At 55.8% G+C, this 19,605-nt stretch carries 17 protein-coding genes; 5 read left to right on the top strand and 12 right to left on the bottom strand.

The window, feature by feature from the left end; genetic code table 11:
• The first annotated feature begins 97 nt into the window (after nt 1-97).
• A complete protein-coding gene (locus tag HCH49_RS04380; RefSeq protein WP_221702241.1) occupies nt 98-661 on the top strand; it encodes a DJ-1/PfpI family protein in 564 nt (187 codons plus the stop codon).
• 90 nt (nt 662-751) lie between these two features.
• On the opposite strand, the gene HCH49_RS04375 is transcribed toward HCH49_RS04380, so the two are convergent.
• Nucleotides 752-2,368, bottom strand: a complete 1,617-nt coding sequence (locus HCH49_RS04375; RefSeq protein WP_121931721.1) for an ABC transporter substrate-binding protein — start codon at nt 2,366-2,368, stop codon at nt 752-754.
• 185 nt (nt 2,369-2,553) lie between these two features.
• Between HCH49_RS04375 and mpaA the strand changes: the two genes are divergently transcribed.
• Entirely contained in the window at nt 2,554-3,267 is a 714-nt protein-coding gene (mpaA, locus tag HCH49_RS04370) for a murein tripeptide amidase MpaA (protein WP_045889286.1), read from the top strand.
• Here the strand turns inward: mpaA and ycjG are convergent.
• Nucleotides 3,258-4,223: an L-Ala-D/L-Glu epimerase gene (gene ycjG, locus HCH49_RS04365; protein WP_033145712.1), complete on the bottom strand. Its 966-nt coding sequence runs from the start codon at nt 4,221-4,223 to the stop codon at nt 3,258-3,260. The two genes, mpaA and ycjG, sit on opposite strands and share 10 nt — an antisense overlap.
• Before the next feature lie 107 nt (nt 4,224-4,330).
• Between ycjG and tpx the strand changes: the two genes are divergently transcribed.
• Both tpx and HCH49_RS04355 read left to right on the top strand, forming a co-directional pair.
• Nucleotides 4,331-4,837: a thiol peroxidase gene (gene tpx, locus HCH49_RS04360; RefSeq protein ID WP_023335907.1), complete on the top strand. Its 507-nt coding sequence runs from the start codon at nt 4,331-4,333 to the stop codon at nt 4,835-4,837.
• Between the two features lie 275 nt (nt 4,838-5,112).
• On the top strand, nt 5,113-6,321 hold the full coding sequence (locus tag HCH49_RS04355) for an aldose 1-epimerase family protein (RefSeq protein ID WP_221702240.1): 1,209 nt from the start codon (nt 5,113-5,115) through the stop codon (nt 6,319-6,321).
• A gap of 36 nt (nt 6,322-6,357) precedes the next feature.
• On the opposite strand, the gene tyrR is transcribed toward HCH49_RS04355, so the two are convergent.
• From tyrR to HCH49_RS04340, 3 genes are all read right to left on the bottom strand, one after another.
• Complete coding sequence (gene tyrR / locus HCH49_RS04350; RefSeq protein WP_023335909.1) at nt 6,358-7,899, bottom strand: transcriptional regulator TyrR; 1,542 nt, start codon at nt 7,897-7,899, stop codon at nt 6,358-6,360.
• Nucleotides 7,900-8,011: 112 nt separating this feature from the next.
• Nucleotides 8,012-9,064 carry a YcjF family protein gene (locus HCH49_RS04345; protein WP_032656773.1) on the bottom strand — a complete coding sequence of 351 codons (1,053 nt, stop codon included), beginning with the start codon at nt 9,062-9,064 and terminating at the stop codon, nt 8,012-8,014.
• Nucleotides 9,061-10,458, bottom strand: a complete 1,398-nt coding sequence (locus tag HCH49_RS04340) for a YcjX family protein (protein WP_221702239.1) — start codon at nt 10,456-10,458, stop codon at nt 9,061-9,063. The genes HCH49_RS04345 and HCH49_RS04340 overlap by 4 nt, the downstream gene beginning before the upstream one ends.
• Nucleotides 10,459-10,613: 155 nt before the next feature.
• Between HCH49_RS04340 and HCH49_RS04335 the strand changes: the two genes are divergently transcribed.
• The gene (locus HCH49_RS04335) at nt 10,614-11,624 is read left to right on the top strand and encodes a LacI family DNA-binding transcriptional regulator (RefSeq protein WP_221702238.1); all 1,011 of its coding nucleotides are present in this window, start codon (nt 10,614-10,616) and stop codon (nt 11,622-11,624) included.
• A gap of 34 nt (nt 11,625-11,658) precedes the next feature.
• Here HCH49_RS04335 and HCH49_RS04330 read toward each other — a convergent pair whose 3' ends face one another.
• From HCH49_RS04330 to HCH49_RS04300, 7 genes are all read right to left on the bottom strand, one after another.
• On the bottom strand, nt 11,659-12,573 hold the full coding sequence (locus HCH49_RS04330) for an OmpG family monomeric porin (protein WP_047060998.1): 915 nt from the start codon (nt 12,571-12,573) through the stop codon (nt 11,659-11,661).
• A 66-nt stretch (nt 12,574-12,639) separates the two neighbouring features.
• Nucleotides 12,640-13,722 (bottom strand): ABC transporter ATP-binding protein, encoded by a 1,083-nt coding sequence (locus HCH49_RS04325; protein ID WP_048979157.1) that lies wholly within the window; start codon nt 13,720-13,722, stop codon nt 12,640-12,642.
• Between the two features lie 13 nt (nt 13,723-13,735).
• Nucleotides 13,736-14,401 carry a beta-phosphoglucomutase gene (gene pgmB / locus HCH49_RS04320; RefSeq protein WP_221702237.1) on the bottom strand — a complete coding sequence of 222 codons (666 nt, stop codon included), beginning with the start codon at nt 14,399-14,401 and terminating at the stop codon, nt 13,736-13,738.
• Complete coding sequence (locus HCH49_RS04315; RefSeq protein WP_221702236.1) at nt 14,391-16,670, bottom strand: glycoside hydrolase family 65 protein; 2,280 nt, start codon at nt 16,668-16,670, stop codon at nt 14,391-14,393. Before HCH49_RS04315 ends, pgmB begins: the two co-directional genes overlap by 11 nt.
• Entirely contained in the window at nt 16,664-17,722 is a 1,059-nt protein-coding gene (locus HCH49_RS04310) for a Gfo/Idh/MocA family protein (protein WP_221702235.1), read from the bottom strand. Before HCH49_RS04310 ends, HCH49_RS04315 begins: the two co-directional genes overlap by 7 nt.
• Before the next feature lie 11 nt (nt 17,723-17,733).
• On the bottom strand, nt 17,734-18,522 hold the full coding sequence (locus HCH49_RS04305) for a sugar phosphate isomerase/epimerase (protein ID WP_221702234.1): 789 nt from the start codon (nt 18,520-18,522) through the stop codon (nt 17,734-17,736).
• 17 nt (nt 18,523-18,539) lie between these two features.
• Entirely contained in the window at nt 18,540-19,592 is a 1,053-nt protein-coding gene (locus HCH49_RS04300; protein WP_221702233.1) for a zinc-binding alcohol dehydrogenase, read from the bottom strand.
• Between the last annotated feature and the right edge of the window lie 13 nt (nt 19,593-19,605).

The following is a 19,605-nucleotide window of genomic DNA, read 5'->3' as shown; positions in this document are numbered from 1 at the left end:
CTTATGTTGCCCGTGCTCTGACGGGCTTTTTTATTTCCGGCAATTCACCCACGCCAGGCTATATCTTAATCATCTTTATTGATAGAGGTGAGGAAAGATGAGCAAGAAGATCCTGATGCTGGTTGGCGATTACGCCGAAGATTACGAAACCATGGTGCCTTTTCAGGCGTTGCAGATGATTGGTCATCAGGTGGACGCGGTCTGCCCCGACAAACCGAAGGGCGACTACATCATGACGGCAATTCATGACTTTGACGGCGCCCAGACCTACAGCGAAAAGCCCGGTCACCGCTTTACCCTCAACGCCGATTTTTCAGCCGTAAAGGAGCAGGACTACGACGCGCTGCTCATCCCCGGCGGGAGAGCGCCCGAGTATCTGCGGTTAAATGAGGACGTCTTAAAGCTGGTACAGGCATTTGACGCCGCGCGTAAGCCGATTGCCGCAGTGTGCCACGGACCACAGCTGCTTGCTGCCGCGGAGATTCTGAAAGGACGAACCTGTAGCGCCTACCCGGCCTGCGCGCCTGAAGTCCGTCTCAGCGGCGGACACTACGCCGCTATCGGCATCGATCAGGCCCATGTAGACGGTAACCTGGTGACGGCTCCCGCATGGCCCGCACATCCGCAGTGGCTGGCGAAGTTTAATGCGCTGTTAGAATAACAGAGACCAGGTATCGGGCCACGCATAGCGAATGAAGCGGTACCGAGTTTTGCAGACCTGGCGCATTCTCGCGCCAGGCCTCATAAAACATCAGTGCTTCTCGATAAACATCGTCCGGCTATACGCCACGTCTTCCGGGTTATTGATGGGGTAGCCTTTCACCCAGGGCTTAATAAGACGACCATTGGTGTACTGGTAAATGGGCGCGATAGGCGCTTTCTCCAGGAGGATTTTCTCCGCCATGTTGTAGTCCGTATTACGCGCTTTCGCCGTGGTTTCCAGCGTTGCCTGGTGGATAATTTTATCGTAGGCCGGTTCATTGAAACGCGAGATATTACCGCTGTGGGTTGAGGTCAGCAGGGACAGGAAGGTCGACGGCTCGTTGTAATCGCCTACCCATGACGCGCGGATCACATCAAAATTGCCGGTATTACGGCTGTCGATATAGGTTTTCCACTCCTGGTTTTGCAGTTTGACGTCCACACCGAGATTTTTCTTCCACATGGACGCCACCGCAATGGCGATTTTCTGGTGGTTTTCCGAGGTGTTGTACAGCAGGGTCAACTTCAGCGGACGCTGAGGACCGTAACCTGCGGCCTGGAGCAACGTTTTCGCCTGAGCGTTCAGCTCCTGCTGGGACATCTGCTCGAACGGTGAAGGCTCAGGGGTGAAGCCCGCCGTCACGTCAGGGGTGAAATGCCAGGCCGGCTTCTCGCCTGTACCTAATACCTTTTCCGCCATAATGCGGCGATCGATAGTCATGCTCAGCGCAAGACGAACCCGGGCATCGGCCGTCGGGCCCTTTTGCGTGTTAAACGCATAGTAATAGGTCCCGAGCTGAGGCGGCGTATACACCTGTCCCGGAATGTCCTTCAGGAGCTTCTGATACATGTTTTTCGGGAACGATTCGGTGATATCAATATCCCCCGCCAGATAGCGCTTAGTGGCGGACGATTCCTGATTAATCGGAATGAAGGTCACTTTTTGCAGGACAGTTTTCGCGTTGTCCCAGTAGTGCGTATTCGGCACGACAACCAGTTTTTCATTCACCACGCGGTCGTTCAGGACGTACGCGCCGTTACCCACCAGAGCGCCAGGACGCGTCCACTCTTTCCCGCTTTCAACGTTCGCTTTTTGCACCGGATAGAAGGCGAAGTTTGCCGTCAGGTTGCTAAACCACGGGAGCGGTTTGTCCAGCTGGACGCGTAAGGTTCTGGCATCCACCGCCGTCACGCCCAGGGTATCTGGCGCCGCTTTGCCATCGATAATGGCCTGCGCGTTATTGATGCCCGCCAGCGCCGCAAACCAGGCAAACGGAGACGTGGTTTTCGGGTCAACCAGACGCTGCCAGCTGTAGACAAAATCCTGCGCGGTGACGGGCGTACCGTCAGACCATTTCGCGTTATCGCGCAGGGTGAACGTCCAGATACGGTTATCGTTGCTCTGCCAGCGCGTCGCCACGCCGGGGGTCAGCTCCCCTTTCTCGTTCTGATTCACCAGCCCTTCGAAAAGATCGCGAATTACCTGAATCTCGGGTAATCCCACCGCTTTTGCCGGATCGAGCGAAGCCGGCTCGTCTTTAATATGCCTGACCAGCTCCTGTTTTTGCGCCAGTACCGTGCCCTGGGGCACATCAGCAGCGTACGAGAGTGTAGAGAGTCCGCACAGGTACAGTGCAGCGCAGAGACGCGAAACAGGATGCTTCATAAGATCCCCTTTGATGAATTCAGGTAACAAGCAGATGCGTAATTATTTGTTTCGAAACAGAGAAATGCAAATACCTTACGCCTGAATAGTGATTTAAGGCAATTCTCAAGCGTTACGGAAACTATTTGATTAACAGCGGGTTTTGCACAACACTGCCAGTAGAGACTTCTTTATCAGGATTTCGTATGGCAATCACCCGACCACGAGCGGAGCGCGGGGCCTTTCCGCCGGGCGCTGAGCAATATGGCCGCTCATTTTTAGGCGCATCGCTGATCTGGTTCCCGGCGCCCGATGCCGATCGCAGCAGCGGTTTGATCATTGCCGGCACGCACGGAGACGAGAACTCGTCCATCGTCACGCTTTCCTGCGCGCTGCGGACGCTGACGCCTTCATTGCGCCGTCACCACGTAATTCTTGCCGTCAATCCGGACGGCTGTCAGCTTGGATTACGGGCGAATGCGAGGGGCGTTGACCTGAACCGTAATTTCCCGGCGGCAAACTGGCGCGCCGGAGAAACGGTTTATCGCTGGAACAGCTCCGCCGAGGAGCGGGACGTGGTGCTGCTGACGGGAGACAAGCCTGGCTCGGAGCCGGAAACGCAGGCGCTGTGCCAGCTTATCCATAAGATCCACCCCGCCTGGGTTGTCTCCTTCCACGATCCGCTGGCCTGCATTGAAGATCCGCGTCACTCCGAACTGGGCGCGTGGCTGGCGCAGGCTTTCGCCCTGCCGCTCGTCACCAGCGTCGGCTATGAAACACCCGGATCGTTCGGTAGCTGGTGCGCCGATTTGAGCCTGCCCTGTATTACCGCTGAATTCCCGCCAATTTCCTCCGACGAAGCCAGCGAAAAATACTTAAACGCGATGATGGAGCTACTGCGCTGGCAGCCTCAAAGATGAAGCACGCCGCTGGTAAAATTAAGCGCCGGTGAAACGTCAACCGCCAGCCACGTCGGGCCGTCCAGATCGGCGAAACGGACCTGATTGACCAGCGGTAGCGCCGCGCCGATCGCCCGGGATGTGCAGAGCATGCATCCCAGCATCAGGGAAAAGCCCTGCGCCTGCGCTTCCGCCGCCAGGGCCAGCGCTTCTGTCAGCCCGCCGGTCTTGTCGAGCTTGATATTGACCATCTCATAGCTGCCCTTAAGCGCGCTCAAATTCTCGCGGGTATGACAGCTTTCATCCGCACAGACGGGCAGCGGATGGATAAAATTCTTCAGCGCCGCATCATCCTTCGCTGGCAGAGGCTGTTCCAGCATCGCCACGCCCAGGTCAGCCAGCAGCTGGCATCGCGCGGCAAGCCCCTCGGGATGCCACGACTCGTTGGCGTCAACAATCAGAGTGGCCGAGGGAACCGCCGAGCGAATGGCGACCATCCGCTCGCTGATCAGGCGATCGTCGAGCTTCACTTTTAGCACCGTGGCCCCGGCGTCATAGAGCGCTTTTGCGCTGGCAGCCATCTGCTCCGGCTCACCAATCACGACCGTTTGCGCCGTCACGACGGACTCCGGCAGCGCCACCCCCAGCAAGGACGTCAGCGATTGTTGCTGCCTGGCGGCCTCAAGGCTCCAGAGCGCACAGTCGATGGCGTTGCGCGCAGCCCCGGCGGGTAAACGCTGCTGTAACGCCTCGCGCGTGAGCCCTTTTTGCAGGTCAGGCACCAGGGTCATGATATGCGCCATCACCGACGCAGGACTTTCTCCATAGCGCGGGTAAGGCGTACATTCCCCAACGCCTTTAACCCCCTCTTCTTCAATTTCAACCACGACCACGCTGGCTTCACTTCGACTGCCGCGGGAGATCACAAACGGGGTATGCAATGGCCAGGCTTCTTCATAGACCTTAACGCTTCTCATCACTGACTCCTTGCGGCCCGGAAAGGCGAAAAATTTGGTTTGCCGTGTTATCCGCTGATGGCATACACTAGCCCCGACGTTAACTATATGTAAACAGGAAGATATCTATGTCACAACTCGTTCATTTCCAGGGCAACCCGGTTGCTGTTGCAGGTTCCATTCCGCAGGCTGGCAGCAAAGCGCAGGCTTTTACTCTGGTGGCTAAAGATCTGTCTGACGTCACACTGGCTCAGTTTGCGGGTAAACGCAAAGTACTGAACATTTTCCCAAGCATTGATACCGGCGTTTGTGCCGCGTCCGTGCGTAAATTCAACCAGCTGGCGACTGAAATGGACAACACCGTTGTGCTGTGCATTTCCGCTGACCTGCCGTTTGCCCAGTCCCGTTTCTGTGGTGCTGAAGGCCTGAGCAACGTTATCACCCTCTCCACCCTGCGCAGCGCAGATTTCCTCGAGAAATACGGCGTCAGCATCGCGGAAGGCCCACTGAAAGGTCTGGCGGCACGTGCCGTACTGGTTCTGGATGAAAACGACACCGTTGTCTTCAGCGAACTGGTTAACGAAATCACCACCGAGCCGGATTACACTGCCGCGCTGGACGTGCTGAAAGCATAATAAGTACTTAGCATTCTATACAACTTATTCTCAACCTCGCCGCGGCGGGGTTTTTTATTATAATAAAGCTGAATCGTTAAAGCATAAATGCTCACAAATCACATTAGTCATGCAATAAAAACGTCGACGCGTAACATTAACGTGATCAATAACGCATAATAATCGTTAAAATTCTCTATTTTCGACCGCAGTGAAGCACATCACATTTCCCTTTTTGCCTAAACATTAGATTTGCTTACGAAAGAAAATAATCGTTTCAGCAAAAAGGATAAAATATGAAAATTAAATTCGCTTTTACGCTCCTTGCGGTACTGATTTCTGGCCATGCAGCGGCCAAAACCTGGGTGCTGACAAGCGCTGAAAGCAGCGTAGAGAAAGGAAACTGGAAGATTTCCAGTGATGAGCTGAAAGTTAAAGATCAAACGTTCAGCATTGAGCAAAAAGTCTTGCACGGTGGTAAACAGGAAGGCAGCAAAGTCATCATAATCAGCAGTAAAGACGGCCTGACGATTACCCTGAGCCCGACCCGCGGGATGAACCTTCTGCATGTAGAAGGCTTTGGCACCCGACTGGGGTGGAATTCGCCCGTTAAAGAAGTCGTTAATCCGGCATATATCAATCTTGAGAGCCGCAACGGTCTCGGCTGGCTGGATGGTTTCAACGAGATGATGGTGCGCTGTGGCTATGAGTGGACAGGACATCCGGTCACCGCTGACGGGCAAATTTACACCCTGCACGGCAGGGCCGGTAATACCCCCGTTTCGCAGGTCGAGGTTGAAATCGCGGATGCCGCCCCGCATGAGATCCACGTTCGCGGTTTGATCAAAGAGAGCACGTTTAAAAAATCGGATCTGCAAACCATGACCGAACTGCGTTACGTTCCCGGAACCAACCAGTTCAGCCTGCACGATGTTCTGACCAACCATGCGGATTACCCTCATGATTACCAAATCATCTATCACAGCAACTTCGGCACGCCGATCCTCGAAGAAGGCGCCCGCTTCCTTGCGCCGGCGGCGAGCGTGAGCCCGTTCAATGACTACGCCAAGGCGGGCGTTAACGACTGGCAAACCTATGCCAGGCCGACAAAAGGCTTTGATGAGATGGTCTTTAACATTAAACCGCTCGCGGACAATAACCACGAAACGCTTGCGGCGGTGGTCAATAAAGCCGGAGATAAAGGCGCGTCAATCCAGTTTGATACCCGCCAGCTGCCCGTGCTGACCTTATGGAAGAACACCGATACGCTGAAGCAGGGCTACGTCACGGGCATTGAGCCGGGCACCAGCTACGCCTACCCCGTTACGATTGAACGCGAGCAGAAGCGGGTTAAGCAGCTACAGCCCGGTGCCAGCGCGCAGTTTGACCTGACCTATACCCTGCTGCACAGCCCGCAGCAGGTGAAAGAGGTCGAAAACAGGATTGCATCGATTCAGGGAGAGACAAAAACAGAAATTGTTAACACGCCGATGGCGAAGGAATAAACGCAAAGTAAAAAGCCTCTTTACAGAGGCTTTTTGTTATTCGTCGCCTTTCTTATGATTCAACCCATACTCACGCAGCTTGTTCGCGATCGCGGTATGCGAGACGCCAAGGCGTTTTGCCAGCTTGCGGGTGCTGGGATAGCTGCGGTACAGCTGCGTCAGCACTGAACGCTCAAAACGGCTGGTGATATCGTCCAGCGAACCTTCCATCGCCTCTTCGCCAACCGATACCGTCCCCGCGTCGTAATCAGGCAACAGAATATCCTGCGGACGCAGTTCATAGCCTTCCAGCTGGGTCAGCGCACGATAAACGGCGTTTTTGAGCTGGCGAATGTTGCCCGGCCAGCCGTAGCGCATCAGCACCGTGCCGAGATCGGCAGACAGCTTCGGACGCGGCACCCCCTGCTCGTCGGCAAAGCGGGCGACGAACAGCTCCGTTAGCGGCATGATGTCCTGCGGACAATCGCGCAGCGGGGGAATATTCAGCGTCAGGACGTTGAGGCGGTAATAGAGATCTTCGCGGAAGATCCCCTTTTGCACCAGTTCCACCAGGTTTTTCTGGGTGGCGCAAATGACGCGCACGTCCACATGCACTTCGTGATCCTCACCGACGCGGCGGAAGGTTCCGTCGTTCAGGAAACGCAGCAGCTTAGCCTGCATGCGCGGCGACATTTCGCCGATTTCGTCCAGCAGCACGGAGCCGCCGTTAGCCTGCTCGAAGAACCCTTTCTTGCCTTCCGGCGCGTGGCCAAACAGCTCGCTTTCAACGGCGTCTTCCGGAATAGAGGCGCAGTTAAGTGCCAGATAAGGCTTAGCCGCACGCGGGCTCGCCAGATGCACGGCGTGAGCCAGCAGGTCTTTCCCGGTGCCGGTATCCCCGGTAATCAGCAGCGGCGCGGTCAGGCTTGCAAGCTTGCGCGCCTGGTCAACCACATGGCGCATTTTCGGGCTGACGGCAATAATCTGGCTGAACGCGCCAACATCCTGGCTGGAAATGTTCTGCAGCTGGCGACCCATGCGTAACGTCGAGCGCAGCATGATCACCGCCCCGGTCAACACGCGGGTATTCCCTTCCCCTTTCAGATAGACCGGCGTGATCTCCATCAGGAAATTCTGCCCGTTAATCACCACATGCTCGCTAAGCGTGTTCTGCGGATTGCTGTCCAGCCAGCGCTGGAAGTTAAAGCCGGGGATCAGCTGCGCGGCGTTATGATTGCTGAGCTTCTCCTGGCTCTGCGCGAAAAGCTGGCAGCTCGCGTGGTTAACGCGCTCAACTTTGCTTTTCAAATCCAGGGAGAGGAACGGCTCTGGCATGGCTTCCAGCAGCGCGCTCAGCGCCAGGTGCTCACGCTCAGAGGGCATCCAGGGAATGGTGCGTACATCCGTAACGCCAGCGATACGGCGGATTTCCGCCATCAGGCTGCTGAAGGTATTAAATTCAATTTCGGCAAAATTGAGGTAAATTCGCCCAACAGGATCGATCTCAATGCCACGTAAATCAATGCTACGTAAAACAAGAAGATCGAGTAATTCGCGGGTCAGACCGAGACGGTCTTCACAGAAGACTTCAAGACGCATGGGAAATTCACCGTTTTAAGCCAATAACAGTAAAATGATATGTCAGAACACGGTGATCCGGAAGATGGCTGTCAACAAATATTGACAGCCAGCACGATTAGTGAACAAAACCTCACGGAGCCGGTTTTTTATTGAGCGTCTCTTTGAGCTGGCCGATCAGCTCGCGCCTGAAATCCCCCAGCCGGGGCTTATCGCCATCAATCCACGGCAGCGGACGGCAGACCTCCATCGCTTTAATACCCAACCGCGCCGTCAATAATCCCGCGCCGATACCCTGGGCGGCACGCGCAGAAAGACGCGCCGCCAGATCTTGCGACATCCAGTCCATGCCCACTTCGCGCACCAGCTCACTCGCCCCGGCAAACGCGATGTTGAGCAGGACCAGTTTGAACAGTCTGAGCCGACTGTAGTAACCCAGCTCTATGCCGTAAAGGTTTGCAATACGGTTGATCAGGCGCAGGTTGCGCCAGGCGATAAAGGCCATATCGACCAGCGCCAGCGGGCTGACGGCAATCATCAGGGTGGATTCCGCCGCAGAACGGCTGATCTCGCGTCGCGCCTGGGCATCCAGCACTGGCTGAACCATATGGGAATAGAGCGTCACCACTTCCCGATCATTCTGGGTTTCATGGATGGCGGCATACCAGCGCTGAAGCGCCGGATGCGACTGATCGATTCCGGCCTGGCTGGCCAGCTTTTCACAGAACGCGCGGCCTTTCCCGGTACCATGGCTGTGGAGCAGATCCCGCGCTTCATCGCGCTCGTGCGCGCGCTGGCGCAATCGCCAGAGCCGCCGCCACTCGGTGGCAACCGACCCGATGCCCGCCCCCACAATCAGCGCGCCCGCGGCACATCCGCCCAGCGCGACCCAGTCCTGAGTATGCCAGGCATTCATCGTCCACTGCACGCCCTGCCCAACCACGCTTACGCCAAACAGCGCCAGACCGGCGGTGACCATCCTGCGCCACAGGCTGCGTTTTGGACGCAGGGCGGCTTCCACAACGGCCTCAGCAGGACCTTCCTCGACGCCGGGCTCCTCGGTCAGGGCCGGGGCAAAGTTATCAGCCTGCGTGCCGCTGAACGTCTGCGCGGTTTTAAACGCCTCCTGAGGATCCTGCTCAAGCGTTCCGGTAAAGTCTATGCGCGGTTTTAACGGTTCCGTCATCGCAATTTATCTCCAATCAAAAACTCCAGCGCCGCATCCAGACGGATGTGTGGTAATGGCCGATCGACGCTCATTGCCTGCGGGCGGAAGGCTTCAAACTGGAAGCCCTGGTTATGCCAGAAGGCCTGACCCGGCAGCCGCGCAGGCACTTCGCCCGGATAGACGGTAAGCGGTTCACCGTCGCTGAGCCGGTTCCCGCGTAATGCCGGTATTTTCTCGCCGTTAAGATCAATCAGCCCGCTTTGCGTTGCCTGCACGGACGCAAGCCCAAGGCAATCCATGCCGATCCCTTCGAAGGCGGCGTTTTGCCAGGCGTCCTGCACCAGCTGCTGCAGCAGCGATACCATATTGGCATGCTGGTCGACCGTGACGTGATCGGCCTTGGTGGCCGCAAAGAGCAGTTTATCGATCACCGGTGAGAACAGACGGCGAAACAGCGTCCGCTGCCCGTAGTGAAAACTTTGCATCAGCTGCGTCAGCGCCAGGCGCATATCGTTGAAGGCCTGCGGCCCGCTGTTGAGCGGCTGCAGACAATCCACCAGCACAATCTGACGGTCAAATCGCAAGAAATGGTTTTTATAGAATCCCTTGACCACTTTTTCACAGTAGTAATTGTAACGCTCGCGCAGCATCCCGGCGTTAGTGTGCCTGTCGGCCTGCGCCAGCTTCGACTCGCCCACCCTATCCACGTCCGGCCAGGGGAAGAACTGAAGCGCAGGGGCGCCCGCTAAATCACCCGGCAGGACAAAGCGACCCGGCTGAATGAAGTGCAACCCTTCCTGCTTGCACTGGTGCAGATACGCCGTCCAGGCTTCGGCAATGGCCGCCAGACGATTTTCATCGGCCGGTGCAAGCGGGTCCAGGCCTTCGCACAGCTGTCGCCATTTGGCCGACCACCCGGCGCGCTGCCCCTGCAACAGCCCCGTCATCTGGCGGGACCAGCTGAGGTAATCCTGCGCCAGCATCGGCAGGTCGAGCAACCATTCACCGGGGTAATCGACGATTTCAAGGTACAGCGTAGAGGTATCCTTGAAGTGGCGCATCAGGGATTCATTCGAGCGAAAGCGGAGCGCGAGGCGAATTTCACTCACCCCTCGCGTCGGCGTCGGCCACATGGGCGGATCGCCATAGAGCTGCGCCAGCCCTTCGTCATAGGTAAAACGTGGAATCCCAAAATCACGCTGAGGAACGCGCTTCACGCCCAGCAGGCGTTCTTCCCGCACCGCGCTGAGCAGCGGCAGACGCGCCCCGGCGTGCAGGTTCAGGAGCTGGTTCACCATCGCGGTGATAAACGCCGTCTTACCGCTGCGGCTCAGCCCCGTCACGGCCAGACGCAGATGACGGTCAACGCCGCGGTTCACCAGTGAATTGATTTCGTTTTTAAGTCGCTTCATCGCCGTCCTTCGTTGCCTGGAAGCCTTGAATGCATGGCTTCAGAATACAATAAATGGGGGCAGATCGTTGATTATCAATTCTTATTTATTGCTATTGCCGTTTTCTCTCCAGTAAGATGAACGGTATTGCTGTCAGTCCGGAGTGAGTAAGGTGTATGTCACCCACCATCTATGATATCGCACGGGTTGCGGGCGTATCGAAATCAACCGTTTCCCGCGTTCTGAATAAACAAACGAATATTTCTCCCGAAGCGCGTGAAAAAGTGCTGAAGGCGATTGACGAATTAAATTATCAGCCCAACAAACTGGCCCGCGCCCTGACCTCTTCAGGCTTCGATGCCATTATGGTTATTTCGACCCGTTCAACCAAAACCACTGCCGGTAATCCTTTTTTCTCCGATGTCCTGCATGCCATTACGGCAAAAGCGGAAGAAGAAGGATTTGACGTTATTTTACAAACGTCAAAAAGCAGCGAAGATGATTTGCTGAAATGCGTGAGTAAAATAAAACAGAAGATGATCAAAGGGATCATTATGCTGAGCTCACCGGCAAATGAATCCTTTTTCACCACGCTGGATGAGTATGGCGTACCGGTAGTGGTTATCGGTAAAGTGGAAGGTGAGTATCAAAATATCTATTCCGTCGACACGGATAATTTCCATGACAGCGCCACGCTGACCGAAACCTTTATTAAAAACGGACGCCGTAAAATTGCCTGTCTGCATGCCCCGCTTGATTATCATGTTTCGATCGATCGCCTTGCGGGCTATAAAGCCAGTCTGGAAAAGCACCATATTGCCCTTAACCCGGACTGGATCAGGGATGGCGGTTATACCCATGAGAGTGCGCTTACGGCAGCGCTGGAATTGTTGTCTTCACCCACGCCGCCTGATGCAGTATTCGCTACCGACAGCATGAAGTTACTTAGCCTCTATCGCGCGGCGGATGAGTTGAACCTGATGATCCCGGAGCAGGTGGTGATAGCCGGATACAGTGACCCGATGCTGTCTCTCATTTTAACTCCCTCGCCTGGCGGCTTTGATATCCCCACCCGAAAGCTGGGGGAAGAGAGCTGCGATCTTCTTTTCAGGCGTATTGCGGGTCATCCCGCCCCGCAAAAAGTGCTGGTTGATACCCACTTTTTGTTGGCTGCTTCCCTTCGCTAAAGCCAGGGGCGAAGTGCCCCTGGCGTGCAGTCGGTCAGAACGCGTAGTTTACGCCAACCCCCGCATAGTGGAAGCGGTCGCTTTCGCCTTCATCGTGGTTTTCCCACTCATAGGCGTATTCCAGCGTCATGGATAAACCATTGTTGAAATCGTAAGCGTAGAGGAGACCGAGTCGGTTGAAATCGTGTCCTTCACGCTCAGGATCGTCCTGCCAGTCCCAGTTCGACCAGCGATCGAGCCCCAGGCGGGTATAAGGCGTTAAGGTGGTCTGACCTAACGAAATGGGCAGATAGGCACGAATTTCCTGAGTAGAGAACTCGCCGTTATTACGGGAACTGTCCATATTGAAGCCGCGCTCTAAATAATAATTCACTTTAGCCGCAAAGGTTTCGTTAATGGTCCAGGTAAAGCCCGTTTCGGTTTCAACGCGGCTGTCAGCATAGCCGGTTTTTTGCAGATCGTTAGCAAACTGATACATGGCAAACCAGCCGCCAAAACGCCAGTCGTCGGTTAATTTAATATCCCAGTCAGGCTGAACTTTGTAGCGCTGCATATTAGCGCTGCCGTCTTTGGCACCGTGCTCATCTTTAAAGTGATAACCATAATTACGGAAACCGCCGGTCAGACCGAAGGTGAAATTATCTGTTCCGATAAAGCGATAGCGTAATTGAAATTCAGGACGATCGAAATAGGTTCCACGGGTCATACTGCTGTAATCAACCGGCCCCTCCTGATACATCGCCAGCGAAATAGTCCACGCATCCCAGGTTGCATTAAACCACACGGAAGGTTCATATAATCCATCTTTATCGTCGCCCTGCCCCTCAACGTTTTCGATTTCATACATTGCGCCAATATTAAATTCCCACTGTTTAGCTGCTTCTGATGCTTGTGCACAGCTAACTCCTGCGCACAGAACGAGCGCAGCACTTCTTAGTAGAGTACTCATTTAATTTTCCCTTTATAAGTAACAAACAAAAAAACCGGAAATTTGCATTTCCGGCGAACACCTTTCTTATCTAATAGCCGCTTCGGTTTCAGCGTCGAAGAAATGGCACTTATTCATATCGAACTGGATGTTGATATTATCCCCTGCGGCATAATCATTCGCCGCGCCAGCGCGAACCACCAGCTCATGACCGCCAACGGTGGCGTAAAGCATAAATTCTGCGCCGGTCAGTTCGGCTACGCTGACTTTCGCCGCGATATTATTACCACTGCTCTGCAGAGTGAGAATATCTTCCGGGCGGATCCCAAACACCACCGCTTTGCGCTGATACCCTGCGGCATTCAGTGAAGCGAGCTTGTCTTCCGGGATCGCCAGACGCAGCGTTTCCGTGACGAAATAGCGATCGTCGATAGCACCGCGAATAAAGTTCATGGCTGGCGATCCAATAAACCCAGCAACAAACATGTTTGCCGGTTCGTTGTATACCTGCTTCGGAGCGCCGACCTGCTGAATAATGCCGTCTTTTAAGATCACGATGCGGGTCGCCATCGTCATGGCTTCCGTCTGGTCGTGGGTCACGTAAATCATCGTGGTGTTGAGCTTCTGGTGCAGCTTGCTGATTTCAGCCCGCATCTGCACGCGAAGCTTGGCATCAAGGTTGGAGAGCGGTTCATCCATCAGGAACACGCCCGCTTCGCGCACGATCGCCCTGCCCAACGCCACGCGCTGTCGCTGGCCGCCGGACAGCGCGCCCGGTTTACGCTTGAGGTACTCGCGTAATCCGAGGATCTGTGCCGCCCAGTTAACACGCTCGTCGATAACCACAGGCGCAATTTTTTGCATCTTCAGGCCGAACGCCATGTTGTCGTAGACCGTCATATGCGGATAAAGCGCATAGTTCTGGAACACCATCGCGATATCGCGTGACTTGGCGGGCACGTCATTCATGCACACCCCGTCAATAATCAGTTCACCCGCGCTGATCTCCTCCAGACCGGCAATCATGCGCAGCGTCGTGGATTTCCCGCAGCCCGAAGGCCCGACGAAGACGATGAACTCCTTGTCTTCGATTTCGAGACTGAAATCCTTAACCACGTGGACCTGGTTATCATAGATTTTCTGAATGTGTTTCAGGGACAGTTGAGCCATTGTTAATTCCTTATCAATACGTCCGGGATGCCCAAAACTCGGTCAGGCATTTCCAGGTCAGTTCCCGCGTTGAATGAAGTTGTAAACCCGCATGGTTCAGGCCAGATCCAATCCCAACCGATAGCATTCCCGCCGCGTTGATCGCCTCAACGCCTGCAGGTGCATCTTCGATACCTATAGCCTCGTCAGGACGCACATTCAGGCCTGCACAGGCAGCAAGGAAGATCTCCGGGTCTGGCTTTGAGCGGCGAATACGGGAAGCATCGGCGCAAAAATCGAAGGCCTGACGAATGCCCAGCGCGTGCAGGATCCCCGGGGCATTCAGGGATACGGAGGCGAGCCCAATTTTGACCTTCGCCGCACGGATATCCGCCAGGACGTCGCGAATACCCGGAAGCAGTGAATCCTCCGTCAGCGACGCCAGAGACTGGACATAGAGCGCGTTCTTTTTCGTCGCCAGCGCGAGGCCCTGCTCATGGCTGAACATCCCCTCTTTCCCGCCATGCTTCAGGATGCGCTGCAGGGAATCCATGCGGCTAATGCCCTTCAGCTGTTCGTTAAATACTTCGTCGAAGGTGATGCCGATTTCATCCGCCACTGCACGCCAGGCCAGAAAATGGAGGTGTGCGGTATCGGTGATCACACCGTCCAGATCGAATACAACCGCCTTAAGCGTCATGGCGCCCCTCCGTGGTAGCGGTCCCATCAACAGGTGCAAGAAAATCCTTATAAGCGCAAACTGTCCGCCCCGATACGTGTAGCGTCTTGCCCCACAGCGTCAACATGGAAGGTGCCGAAGCTTCAATGGTTAACACCTCGTTTTCACAGGTGAAGTGCAGCGTTGCATTTCGCCAGCGCAGCGGGAATGCCAGTCTTCGCCAGTGGGCCGGCAACCTGGGCGAAAGATGCAGCTCCCCATCCACTATCTGCATACCGGCAAAGCCCTGAATGACGCCGGACCAGATAGCGCCGGTCGCAGCGGCGTGAATTCCGTCATCGCAGCTGTGCGGGTCGTCCCCAAGATCGATAGCGACGCCATCGCGCCAGAAGGCGTAGGCACCTTCGACGTCACCACAGCGGGCAGTCACAATGCCGTGAATGGCCTTGCTCAGCGAAGAGTCATGGATCGTGCGGGGCTCATAGAACGCCAGATTGGCGGCACACTGCTGCGGGGTAAACCGCTCCGGCAACAGGTAGGTAAGCATCACCACATCAGCCTGCTTAAGGATCTGCATGTCGTTGACTTCCGCGCGGGAATAATCGAGCAGAATGGTCTGCTTACCCGCTTTGGCTTTGTAGCGGCTGAGATCGATGGCCGGTTTGGCCATGAAGGTATCATCCTGCGGGATCACACCGTCTGGATTGGCCTCCGGCAGCCATAAGCACGTCAGGAACCGTGTCGCTTTCTGCGTAAAACCTTCATCCTCGCGCCCAAACATCGCCATAAACTGGCGAGCGCAGGCGACGTTGTGCCAGGCCAGATAGTTGGTATACGCGTTGTTGTTCACATGCTCGGTGTATTCGTCCGGTCCGATAACGTCATGGATTTCGAGACGACCATTAATTTCCGTCGCGCGGCCCATCCAGAACACGGCGGTTTCCATCAGCAGCGTCAGGCCTTCGTTTCGCATAAAGGTCTCATCCTGCGTCGCCTGCCAGTAAGCGACGACGGCCCAGGCAATGTCCGCCACGATGTGGTGTTCCGCCAGCGCGGAGGCCACCTTCTGGCGCGTGCCGGTTCGGATGTTGATAGCCGCGAACTCCGGCGTCTCTTCCAGCCCGCTGGCGGCGCTTTCCCATGGGAACAACGCGCCGGGCCAGCCGTTGCGACGGGCTTTTTCCCGCGCCCCGGCCAGGTTGAGCCAACGATAGCGCAGCAGACTACGAGCGATTTGAGGTCGCGTGAAGAGATGGAAAGGCAGCAGGAAAATTTCGGTATCCCAGAAGACGTGGCCTTTATACCCCTCTCCCGTCAGCCCTTTGGCGGCGATACTGCTTCGCTCATCATGGGTTGGCGTCATGGTCGTCAAATGCCAGACGGCGTAATCCAGCGCCATCTGATCCTGATGTTCCGTAGACTCCACCTCCACCCGAGCATCGCACCAGACCTCTTGCCAGGCACACGCCGAACTCTCAAGCAAGGCGTCGTAGCCTCTTGCCGCACAGACCTTAAGATCGGCCAGCGCGTTTCGGGCGAACGAGGCCTGCGACAGTGCTTTATCACTGCGATGTGCCACCCAGACGATTTTTTCAAGCGTGACAGTGTCACCCTTAGCAATCGTCAGCGAATGATGAACGCTGAGACGACGATTTTTGGCGGTGAAACAGCTATCGCTCTTCGCGGAGAGCTGACAATATGCTGAAACAACAATCTCAGACGCGCGGTCCTGCGTTTCATACACGCCCTGCATATATTGCTGGTCGAACACTCTGACCGACATTTCATCCAGATGCTGTCTGCCGCTGTTCGTTTGCGTTGCGTCAATGCCGGTTTGCAGCACGGCCTGCGTGGCGGCATCGAGCGGTGTAATCGAAAGCTGCATGGCCACTAAGGGCAACTGGTTTAGCGACACAAAACGACGGCTCTCCAGACGATAGCGTTTCCCGTCAGGCGAGCGCCAGACGACGCTGCGACGAAGCTCCCCATTAGCAAACGCCAGCTCGCGCTGCCACTCGAGGATTTCGCCTGACAGGAGCGTGAAATTGACGCCATCCAGCTCAACATCGATACCGATGATATCCGGCAGATTGATCAGCTCAGTGGTCTCGTTGCGACCAGCACGATGATAGAGGCCCGCAAGATACATGCCTCTGGTTTGCTGGGTGTAATCTTCTTCGTGCGCAGCGCGGATCCCCATGTAGCCATTACCGCAGGCCATGATGGAGGCGTATTTATTCAGGCTGTGTGGACAAAAGCCCGGGTCGGTTAATACAGACACGTTTAGCATAACGTCACGCTTTCCCCTGTTTCTGCTGATTCATACAGCGCGGCGACGAGCTGCTGGATAACCAGCCCCTGCTCCGCATCAGCGATCATGACGGGTTCTCCCTGCACATGCCGTACGAAGGCATCCATACTGCGCATATGACGCCGATCGTCAGCCTCTTCACGCTGCGTGAGGGTGACTAAAGTACCGGCTTCGTCGTTGTAGATGTGCGCCGGAAACAGCATGGCGCCAGCCTTTTCGCCGCAGAATGCGACGTTCATGATGGATTGTTCACGGATATTGAGCGCAAACGACGTGTCCAGACGCAAAATGCCGCCGTTGCAGAACTCAATGGTGCCAAACAGGGCATCTTCAACGGTAAACTGCGTGGGATCCCACTCGCCAAACTGGCCGCTGCTTTTACGGTTTCCCAGCCTCTGGAAGCTGTGTGCCGTCACCTTTTTTACCGCCGGGAACCCCAGCACGTACATCGCGGCATCGAGCATATGGATGCCGATATCAATCAGCGGCCCACCGCCCTGAAGCGTTTTGTTGGTAAAGACGCCCCAGCCGGGAACCCCGCAGCGGCGTAACGCCTGCGCCGTGGTGTAATAAATTTCTCCCAGCGCCCCCTTCATCACAGCTTCACGCAGCAGTTGCGTATCGAGAGCAAAACGATGGTGAAAATCATACGCCAGCACTTTTCCCGCCTTGCGCGCGGCCATGCGCATCCGATCGGCTTCCTGCGGCGTCATAGCTGGCGGTTTTTCACACATCACGTGGCAGCCTGCTTCCAGCGCGGCCATGACGTGCCCGAAATGGAACCGGTTAGGCGAACAGACGCTCACCATATCCGGCTTAACCGCCTCGAGCATCTCTCGCGCATCCTGCCATACCGAGGGAATACCATGACGTTCCGCAAACGCCCGAGCCTGTTCAGGATGGCTGTCCATGACAGCCACCATCTGAACATCACTGCGCGTGGCGTAATACGAGGCATGCACTTTATCCGCGACCTGTCCGGCACCAATGATGGCGACGCGCAGAGGCGAAGGTGTAGAAGCACTCATCACGCTCGACATCCTTAGCATTTACGCAAGTAAGTGAGCGAGTCCCGGTATGCCTGAGCCGGATCCTCGGCGCGAACACGGCACTCATACACCACGTAACCCCGGTAGTTATCCGCACGCAGCTGAGCGAACAGGCTGGCAAAATCGAGGCTGCCGCTGCCCGGCTGGTAGCGGTGGTTATCTGCAATGTGCACATGGCCCAGCAGATCGCGGTGCTGATGCAGCGCATCCGTCAGCGAGTCTTCTTCGATGTTCATATGATAGAAATCGCCGATGATCTGCACGTGCTTCAGGCCGTTCTCTTCGATATAGCGGCGCGCGTCAGCCAGGGTGTTGATCATGTGATCCTGATAGCGGTTCAGCGGCTCCAGATAGACGGTCGTTCCGGTGCGCGCCGCCACCTCATCCAGACAGCGCAGGGAGGCGCTTACGGCTTTGCGGTCACCGTCCAGGCTGCGTGGGGAGGTCATTGGCGGCAGACGGAAGGTAAACATCCCCCAGGCAGCAGGCACGATAATGCCCTTGCCGCCCACTTCCGCCAGCGCTTCCAGGATACGTTCAATCTGCTTTAACCCGTTCAGACGACGTTCTTCGATGAAGTCGCCGATCCAGCCATCGTATCCGCCGCAGGCCGTCGTCACCGGCAGACCGGTGGCTTTAATCGCCGCTTTTACCTCGGCGAGGTTTTCCACCAGCAGCTTGCCGTCAATTTCGTAGCCATCAAAACCCATCGCTTTGATGTACTCGAATTTCTCCTTGATATTGACCGGGAAAAAGGCCTGATTTTGTGTTGCGATTTTCATGTTTTGCTTTCCTTAGCTTAAAAAGTGACGCCCATTTTGATGCTCAGTTCCGGGTGCTGATCGACATACTTCATGTAGCTTTCCGGGCTGGTGGTGAAGGTGACTACCGGATCGATGAGATCTTCACAATTTAGATAGCCGTTCATCAGCAGTTCCCAGCAGGTCTCTTCAATACGTTTACGGTTCCAGCGCGGGTAATCCGGGTTGGGTTCGCTGCAGGCGCGGGAGAAGACAATCTTCGCGTTATTGAAATGCGCTTCGCGGCCGAGGTTAAAGCCTTCCGCGAACGGTTTCGCGAAGGCTACGTAGGAGATAGTGCCGCCATAGGCGAGCCCGCGCAGCGCGGACTGCAGCGCATCTGCAAAGCCGCTGGTTTCGATGATCACGTCCGCGCCCTGCTTCCCGGTCAGCTTTTTGATTTCCAGACCGACATCGGTGCCTATTGGGTTCAGACAGTGGTCTGCCCCATGACGACGGGCGATCTCACAGCGGTGCTCGATTGGATCAACACCGATAACCACTGACGCACCGGCTTTTTTCGCCAGCTGGATCGCAATCTGCCCAATGGCTCCCAGACCGACCACGACAACAAAGTCGCCGACCCGAACGTTGGCATCACGCACGCCGCTCATGGCGAACTGCGCCGGATCGTAGCAAACGGCGTTTTTCCAGGAGGCGCCCTGCGGCATTTTGCGCAGCTTATAGTTATTCACCGCGTTAACGATCACCGTTTCCTGCAGCGGTGCGTAGCAGCAGACGCTGTCGCCGATCTGGTATTCCGTGACGTCAGCACCGCATTCGATAATCTCGCCAACAATCATATTGCCCAGCTGGAACTTACCGAATTCGATCCCGCGGGCCGCCCCCTCTTCACGTGGGGTGAACATCTGCCACTCCGCGTTGAACTCTTCGTCAATAAACGGACTGGCGGCGCGGAAATCCACCACTTCGGTACCGTGTTTCGGCGCGCCAAAGCGGGCGCGAATTTTCACTTCATGGACGGCAACCGGACGATCTTCATATTCCACCAGCGCCGCCACGCGTGGCGCTGTCGCAACTAATTTTTTCATGACTGACTCCTTG

It is taken from the genome of Enterobacter sp. Y17, from assembly GCF_019730495.1.
Lineage (GTDB): Bacteria > Pseudomonadota > Gammaproteobacteria > Enterobacterales > Enterobacteriaceae > Enterobacter > Enterobacter asburiae_B.
The sequence above is the reverse complement of the archived record's forward strand: the minus strand, read 5'-3'. Positions and strand labels throughout refer to the sequence as shown.

Bases quoted from the DNA above. Each gene is read 5' to 3' on its own strand.
- HCH49_RS04380 (WP_221702241.1), top strand. From the start codon at position 98: ATGAGCAAGAAGATCCTGATGCTGGTTGGCGATTACGCCGAAGATTAC.
- HCH49_RS04375 (WP_121931721.1), bottom strand. From the start codon at position 2,368: ATGAAGCATCCTGTTTCGCGTCTCTGCGCTGCACTGTACCTGTGCGGA.
- tpx (WP_023335907.1), top strand. From the start codon at position 4,331: ATGTCACAACTCGTTCATTTCCAGGGCAACCCGGTTGCTGTTGCAGGT.
- HCH49_RS04345 (WP_032656773.1), bottom strand. From the start codon at position 9,064: ATGACGGAACCGTTAAAACCGCGCATAGACTTTACCGGAACGCTTGAG.
- ycjG (WP_033145712.1), bottom strand. From the start codon at position 4,223: ATGAGAAGCGTTAAGGTCTATGAAGAAGCCTGGCCATTGCATACCCCG.
- HCH49_RS04300 (WP_221702233.1), bottom strand. From the start codon at position 19,592: ATGAAAAAATTAGTTGCGACAGCGCCACGCGTGGCGGCGCTGGTGGAA.
- HCH49_RS04315 (WP_221702236.1), bottom strand. From the start codon at position 16,670: ATGCTAAACGTGTCTGTATTAACCGACCCGGGCTTTTGTCCACACAGC.
- HCH49_RS04330 (WP_047060998.1), bottom strand. From the start codon at position 12,573: ATGAGTACTCTACTAAGAAGTGCTGCGCTCGTTCTGTGCGCAGGAGTT.
- mpaA (WP_045889286.1), top strand. From the start codon at position 2,554: ATGGCAATCACCCGACCACGAGCGGAGCGCGGGGCCTTTCCGCCGGGC.
- HCH49_RS04340 (WP_221702239.1), bottom strand. From the start codon at position 10,458: ATGAAGCGACTTAAAAACGAAATCAATTCACTGGTGAACCGCGGCGTT.
- tyrR (WP_023335909.1), bottom strand. From the start codon at position 7,899: ATGCGTCTTGAAGTCTTCTGTGAAGACCGTCTCGGTCTGACCCGCGAA.
- HCH49_RS04305 (WP_221702234.1), bottom strand. From the start codon at position 18,522: ATGAAAATCGCAACACAAAATCAGGCCTTTTTCCCGGTCAATATCAAG.
- pgmB (WP_221702237.1), bottom strand. From the start codon at position 14,401: ATGACGCTTAAGGCGGTTGTATTCGATCTGGACGGTGTGATCACCGAT.
- HCH49_RS04355 (WP_221702240.1), top strand. From the start codon at position 5,113: ATGAAAATTAAATTCGCTTTTACGCTCCTTGCGGTACTGATTTCTGGC.
- HCH49_RS04335 (WP_221702238.1), top strand. From the start codon at position 10,614: ATGTCACCCACCATCTATGATATCGCACGGGTTGCGGGCGTATCGAAA.
- HCH49_RS04325 (WP_048979157.1), bottom strand. From the start codon at position 13,722: ATGGCTCAACTGTCCCTGAAACACATTCAGAAAATCTATGATAACCAG.